The sequence below is a fragment of the Aequorivita sp. CIP111184 genome (genome assembly GCF_900489465.1).
Classification (GTDB): Bacteria; Bacteroidota; Bacteroidia; order Flavobacteriales; family Flavobacteriaceae; genus Aequorivita.
Genome location: NZ_UEFQ01000039.1, coordinates 1 through 6044, shown reverse-complemented (window position 1 = coordinate 6044; position 6044 = coordinate 1). Strand labels below are relative to the sequence as shown.

8 protein-coding genes are annotated in these 6044 nt (G+C 28.7%); 7 read left to right on the top strand and 1 reads right to left on the bottom strand.

Features of this window, described 5'->3' with window-relative positions:
• Positions 1 to 179 precede the first annotated feature (179 nt).
• The 6 genes from AEQU1_RS16215 (at position 180) to AEQU1_RS16190 (ending at position 4252) form a co-directional block, all read left to right on the top strand.
• Positions 180 to 461, top strand: a complete 282-nt coding sequence (locus AEQU1_RS16215; protein ID WP_111882776.1) for a type II toxin-antitoxin system RelE/ParE family toxin — start codon at positions 180 to 182, stop codon at positions 459 to 461.
• A gap of 18 nt (positions 462 to 479) precedes the next feature.
• On the top strand, positions 480 to 779 hold the full coding sequence (locus AEQU1_RS16210; protein ID WP_011709863.1) for a HigA family addiction module antitoxin: 300 nt from the start codon (positions 480 to 482) through the stop codon (positions 777 to 779).
• 161 nt (positions 780 to 940) lie between these two features.
• Positions 941 to 1540 carry a Crp/Fnr family transcriptional regulator gene (locus tag AEQU1_RS16205; RefSeq protein ID WP_111882774.1) on the top strand — a complete coding sequence of 200 codons (600 nt, stop codon included), beginning with the start codon at positions 941 to 943 and terminating at the stop codon, positions 1538 to 1540.
• Positions 1541 to 1632: 92 nt separating this feature from the next.
• Positions 1633 to 2511, top strand: coding sequence for a retropepsin-like aspartic protease (locus AEQU1_RS16200; RefSeq protein ID WP_111882773.1), 879 nt, complete (start codon positions 1633 to 1635; stop codon positions 2509 to 2511).
• Positions 2512 to 2681: 170 nt separating this feature from the next.
• Entirely contained in the window at positions 2682 to 3281 is a 600-nt protein-coding gene (locus tag AEQU1_RS16195) for a Crp/Fnr family transcriptional regulator (RefSeq protein WP_111882774.1), read from the top strand.
• A 92-nt stretch (positions 3282 to 3373) separates the two neighbouring features.
• On the top strand, positions 3374 to 4252 hold the full coding sequence (locus AEQU1_RS16190) for a retropepsin-like aspartic protease (RefSeq protein ID WP_111882773.1): 879 nt from the start codon (positions 3374 to 3376) through the stop codon (positions 4250 to 4252).
• Positions 4253 to 4433: 181 nt separating this feature from the next.
• Here AEQU1_RS16190 and AEQU1_RS16185 read toward each other — a convergent pair whose 3' ends face one another.
• A complete protein-coding gene (locus AEQU1_RS16185) occupies positions 4434 to 4937 on the bottom strand; it encodes a hypothetical protein (RefSeq protein WP_111882771.1) in 504 nt (167 codons plus the stop codon).
• A gap of 222 nt (positions 4938 to 5159) precedes the next feature.
• Here AEQU1_RS16185 and AEQU1_RS16180 point away from each other — a divergent pair, with 222 nt between their 5' ends.
• On the top strand, positions 5160 to 5867 hold the full coding sequence (locus AEQU1_RS16180) for a hypothetical protein (RefSeq protein WP_111882770.1): 708 nt from the start codon (positions 5160 to 5162) through the stop codon (positions 5865 to 5867).
• Positions 5868 to 6044: the final 177 nt, after the last annotated feature.

The window sequence follows — 6044 nt, the reverse complement described above, 5'->3', positions numbered from 1 at the left end:
TGAAAAAGAAAAATAATAAGTAAAATTTAAAAATTCGGCTCTCGCTCAATCGAATAGTAGTTTCTGTTTTCAGCCCTACTATTTTTATACAAGACCGTTAGGCAGCATAATTTTATCGAGCTAGGAACTTCTAATTTTTTACTTATCTTTGACGTTAGTAACGTAAAACGAATTTATTTGTGATAAAATCATTTGCAGACAAAGAAGCTGACAAAATTTGGGAAGGAACCCAATCAAGAAAGCTTCCTGCTAATATTCAAAATGTAGCTAGAAGAAAACTAAGAATGATAAATAATGCTCAAAATATAAATGACTTAAGAATTCCTCCAGCGAATCACTTAGAAAAGTTGAGTGGAAATTTAGAAAGATTTCATAGCATTAGAATTAATAAACAATGGAGAATAATATTCAAATGGGAAAATGACAATGCCTTTGAAGTTCAAATTGTTGATTATCATTAAACTTTAAAAAATAGAGAAATGAAAAAACTTGAAAATATACATCCTGGAGAAATACTTAAAGAAGAATTTTTAGATCCAATGGAAATTACTGCTTACAGACTTTCCAAGGAAACCTTTATTCCGCAGACGAGAATAAGTGAAATTATAAAAAAGAAAAGAAGAATAACTGCTGACACAGCTCTCCGACTTTCAAAATATTTTGGAACGACTGCAAAATTTTGGTTGGGATTACAAGATGATTATGATTTAGAAGAAGAAAAATCTTTAAAGGAGAAAGAATTCAATAACATAAAACCGTTAGAAAATAACGCAGCCTAACAACGGTTATCACAAATAACGGGTTTTATTGAAAAAGTGTAATTTAGTATCCTAACAAGAATACAACTAAGCCGACAAGTTCGCGTCCCTACTCCCGCAACTTGTGTTAACCGAGACCGTTAGCAAAAATTATTTTATAAAAATTAGTTATATAATTATGAATGGAAGAATCTGAAAATTTTAATAATGCAAAAAAGGCATTTTCAAATTCCTTATTAGAAATTTGCCCTGATTTGGCAGAAAAAGAATTAGAATTTATATTAAAGAAAGTTTCCCTTACTCAAATAAGAAGTAAAACATTTTACCTAAAAGCTGGAATAGTTCAAGAAAGCTTAGGATTCGTTTACAGCGGCCTTTTGAGAAGTTACTATTTGACCGATGATGGAAAGGAAGTTACCACAGCTTTCCTAAGTGAAAATAGCACAGCCACGGACTATCGTTCATTCATACAGCAAATACCTTCAAAATTTTATATTAAAACTTTAGAACCTTGTATCTTCATTAATCTATCATACAATTCAATTCAAGAATGCTATTCCAGGTTTAAAAATTTTGAAAAATATGGTCGACTCATCGCTGAATATTTATTAATTAAACGCCAAAATAGAATTGAAAGTTTTTTATTTGAAAATGCAGAGCAAAGATATCTCAATTTCATAAAAAATAATCCGAGATTAATAAATCGAATAACTTTAACCCATCTATCTTCATTTCTTGGAATTGAAAGACAATCACTAACCAGAATAAGAAAAAATATTTAAAAAATAAAAATTGACACAAATGTGTCAGTACGCTCTAATCTTAATTAAATACTTTCGTGAGATTAATAATAAATAAGCCAAGTTAAATAATTATGAGAAAGTTTACTGCCATTTTAATAATGCTACTATCAACACTAACCTATTCACAAGAAAATTCAGTAAATAAAACGAGTATTCCATTTACCTTGACTCAATACGGTCATATAGTAATTCCAGTTGAAATTAATGGTGTAGAAGGAAAATTTATATTTGATACTGGAGCAGGAATAAATATAATATTTAAAAATTTTGCAGATAAAATTGAAAATCTACAGCAAACTGATAATTTCTATACGGGACATAGAGCTACAGGTGAAGAATTGCAAGTTGATCTATATAATCTAGAATCTTTATCATTAGGCAGTTTTAATTTCAAGAATGTAATTACTGGAGTTTACGATATAGATTTTGAATATGACGGATTGATCTCCTTAACATTATTTACAAAGACACCATTTACCATAGATTTTAAGAATAAAGTTATTACAATTGAATCCAAATCATCTTTGAGAGATTTAATTAAAGATGAAGATTTCGAAATGCCTATTCAAATAACTAATGACAGGAATATAGATGTAAGTATATCTACTAACATAAAACTAAACAATAAATTAAACTTAAATGTTGGATTAGATAGTGGTGCAGGATTTGACGTTTATAGATTTAATTCGAGATATTTAACAGATTTTAAAATTGATTCAACATTAATAAAAAAGGTTTACAAAAAAAGTTATTTTAAAGAAGGTGAGGGCAATAATTTTTTTATCACGAAAATACCTGAATTAATAGATGATAATAACAATGTATCAGTTAAGGATTTCGACGCTATTTTTATAGAGGGCCTCATATATGAAGGTATAATGGGCATTAATTGGATTGGAGAAAAATTTACAATTGATATTGAGAATCAAAGAATAATAGTGCAAAAATAACATTTGCTAACAACGGTTATCACAAATAACGGGTTTTATAGAAAAAGTGTAATTAAGTATCCTAACAAAAAACAACTAAGCCGACAAGTTCGAATCCCTACTCCCGCAACTTGTGTTAACCGAGACCGTTAGCAAAAATTATTTTATAAAAATTAGTTATATAATTATGAATGGAAGAATCTGAAAATTTTAATAATGCAAAAAAGGCATTTTCAAATTCCTTATTAGAAATTTGCCCTGATTTGGCAGAAAAAGAATTAGAATTTATATTAAAGAAAGTTTCCCTTACTCAAATAAGAAGTAAAACATTTTACCTAAAAGCTGGAATAGTTCAAGAAAGCTTAGGATTCGTTTACAGCGGCCTTTTGAGAAGTTACTATTTGACCGATGATGGAAAGGAAGTTACCACAGCTTTCCTAAGTGAAAATAGCACAGCCACGGACTATCGTTCATTCATACAGCAAATACCTTCAAAATTTTATATTAAAACTTTAGAACCTTGTATCTTCATTAATCTATCATACAATTCAATTCAAGAATGCTATTCCAGGTTTAAAAATTTTGAAAAATATGGTCGACTCATCGCTGAATATTTATTAATTAAACGCCAAAATAGAATTGAAAGTTTTTTATTTGAAAATGCAGAGCAAAGATATCTCAATTTCATAAAAAATAATCCGAGATTAATAAATCGAATAACTTTAACCCATCTATCTTCATTTCTTGGAATTGAAAGACAATCACTAACCAGAATAAGAAAAAATATTTAAAAAATAAAAATTGACACAAATGTGTCAGTACGCTCTAATCTTAATTAAATACTTTCGTGAGATTAATAATAAATAAGCCAAGTTAAATAATTATGAGAAAGTTTACTGCCATTTTAATAATGCTACTATCAACACTAACCTATTCACAAGAAAATTCAGTAAATAAAACGAGTATTCCATTTACCTTGACTCAATACGGTCATATAGTAATTCCAGTTGAAATTAATGGTGTAGAAGGAAAATTTATATTTGATACTGGAGCAGGAATAAATATAATATTTAAAAATTTTGCAGATAAAATTGAAAATCTACAGCAAACTGATAATTTCTATACGGGACATAGAGCTACAGGTGAAGAATTGCAAGTTGATCTATATAATCTAGAATCTTTATCATTAGGCAGTTTTAATTTCAAGAATGTAATTACTGGAGTTTACGATATAGATTTTGAATATGACGGATTGATCTCCTTAACATTATTTACAAAGACACCATTTACCATAGATTTTAAGAATAAAGTTATTACAATTGAATCCAAATCATCTTTGAGAGATTTAATTAAAGATGAAGATTTCGAAATGCCTATTCAAATAACTAATGACAGGAATATAGATGTAAGTATATCTACTAACATAAAACTAAACAATAAATTAAACTTAAATGTTGGATTAGATAGTGGTGCAGGATTTGACGTTTATAGATTTAATTCGAGATATTTAACAGATTTTAAAATTGATTCAACATTAATAAAAAAGGTTTACAAAAAAAGTTATTTTAAAGAAGGTGAGGGCAATAATTTTTTTATCACGAAAATACCTGAATTAATAGATGATAATAACAATGTATCAGTTAAGGATTTCGACGCTATTTTTATAGAGGGCCTCATATATGAAGGTATAATGGGCATTAATTGGATTGGAGAAAAATTTACAATTGATATTGAGAATCAAAGAATAATAGTGCAAAAATAACATTTGCTAACAACGGTTATCACAAATAACGGGTTTTATAGAAAAAGTGTAATTAAGTATCCTAACAAAAAACAACTAAGCCGACAAGTTCGAATCCCTACTCCCGCAACTTGTGTTAACCGAGACCGTTGTACCGCATAAATTTTTAAAATAGCCGAACTTACTCGGACGCTTTAAAAAATTAATAGTACACTTCATCTTGCTTATTCCAATTCATCATATTATTAACGCAATGTCCGCAACAATTTGAGTGCTTTTTTTCTGAACCTTTAAAAACAGTACTTGGACTATGATAAAATTCTCGTTTACAATTATCGCAATTAAATGTACCGTAATCTGCTCTTAAACTTTCAGACATAAAATGTAAATGAACTCTATAATTTTGCTCGAATTTCAATCTTCTTTCTTTTTTTATTTCGGCTCTAAATTCCTTAAATCTTTTTCCGTCCATTTCAAACCATTGTCTTCCGTCGCCAAATTTTTCATTACGTCTTAAAGAGAATATTAATTCACTTGCTCTATAACTAAAATCACGATACATTTTATAGGTTTCAAAATGTTTGTCAATAGTTTCCATTTTTCTCGCTCTATTCCATTTATCGTTATAGAATTTAGCTTTGTCATTTATGTAATTAAATACTGCGATAGCATTTATTAATTTTGGTTTTTCCATAATTGTTTCCATAATTGTAATTTATCATTAGTACGCTGTTTGGGTTCGTGCCTCACCCACGGCTATTTTAAAAATTAACGACGGTACAACACCGTATAAAAATAATTGCTGGTATTGGCTTAATTCTGTGGTCGTTGCTTATTTGCCAACATCTGAAATTCATTCTGAATTTCCTCGTTATCAAAACGCAACTATTCTTATACAATACCGTTAGCAGCAACATAATAAACTCAGATGAAATCGAAATTATTTATTGTTCTCTTATTATTAATTTTTAGTTGCAAAGAAAAATCATCCTCAAAAATCTCATCTGATTTAGTTTTGGCTAATCTAAATTCTGGAGAATTAATAAATATTGACTTTTCAAAACCAGAGTACAGCGATTTAAAAATATACACAAATGACACCATAACATCTGATGGTTGGAAAATTAATTATTTAGTTAAAAACGATAGTACTGGATTAAGAGATTTATACATTAAATGGTCAAAAGGAGATAATTCTGAAATATTTTTAATGGAAGATGTGTTACTTATGCGCAGATATTTCATTCCTGTTTTAAATAAGAATAATGCCAATTTTATTTATATGACTCACGGATGCGCTACAAGTTGTTCTGGAGTTTTGACATTATCAAAAGAATCGAAACCTATAGCAAAAGATTTTCTTGAAGTTATAGATTATAATACTGATTTCGACCAAATTGTCTACATACCTGAAAGAAGCTATAGCCTTGATACTTTTGAAATAGCAGTGTCGGATTTAAAAAAGGGTATTGATAAATCTGTAAAATTCAAAAACAAATGCAATTTATCACCCGAAAATGGTTGTATTGACCGTATTGATTTTAACGAAAAATACATTGACATTTTTGCTACTTTATTGAATTCAGAAACAGGAAAAGCAATTAAAGAAAATAATAGAATAAATATAACTGAATAAATGCAGCTGCTAACACAGGTAACCGTTGCACAACCCCATAATTTATAAAAACCCAACCCATATAAGCCTCTTTAAGCAGCTTTGTTTTTTTGATCAGGCTTGAAAATGTGTCAAATTTGGAGCTTTTAAAAAAAGCCATGCTACATTCTGGAGCAACGTTTTGGACGAAAAAAACAA

Excerpts from the sequence above, each read along its gene's own strand:
- AEQU1_RS16180 (WP_111882770.1), top strand. The coding sequence starts at position 5,160 with ATGAAATCGAAATTATTTATTGTTCTCTTATTATTAATTTTTAGTTGC.
- AEQU1_RS16190 (WP_111882773.1), top strand. The coding sequence starts at position 3,374 with ATGAGAAAGTTTACTGCCATTTTAATAATGCTACTATCAACACTAACC.
- AEQU1_RS16185 (WP_111882771.1), bottom strand. The coding sequence starts at position 4,937 with ATGGAAACAATTATGGAAAAACCAAAATTAATAAATGCTATCGCAGTA.
- AEQU1_RS16205 (WP_111882774.1), top strand. The coding sequence starts at position 941 with ATGGAAGAATCTGAAAATTTTAATAATGCAAAAAAGGCATTTTCAAAT.
- AEQU1_RS16200 (WP_111882773.1), top strand. The coding sequence starts at position 1,633 with ATGAGAAAGTTTACTGCCATTTTAATAATGCTACTATCAACACTAACC.
- AEQU1_RS16210 (WP_011709863.1), top strand. The coding sequence starts at position 480 with ATGAAAAAACTTGAAAATATACATCCTGGAGAAATACTTAAAGAAGAA.
- AEQU1_RS16195 (WP_111882774.1), top strand. The coding sequence starts at position 2,682 with ATGGAAGAATCTGAAAATTTTAATAATGCAAAAAAGGCATTTTCAAAT.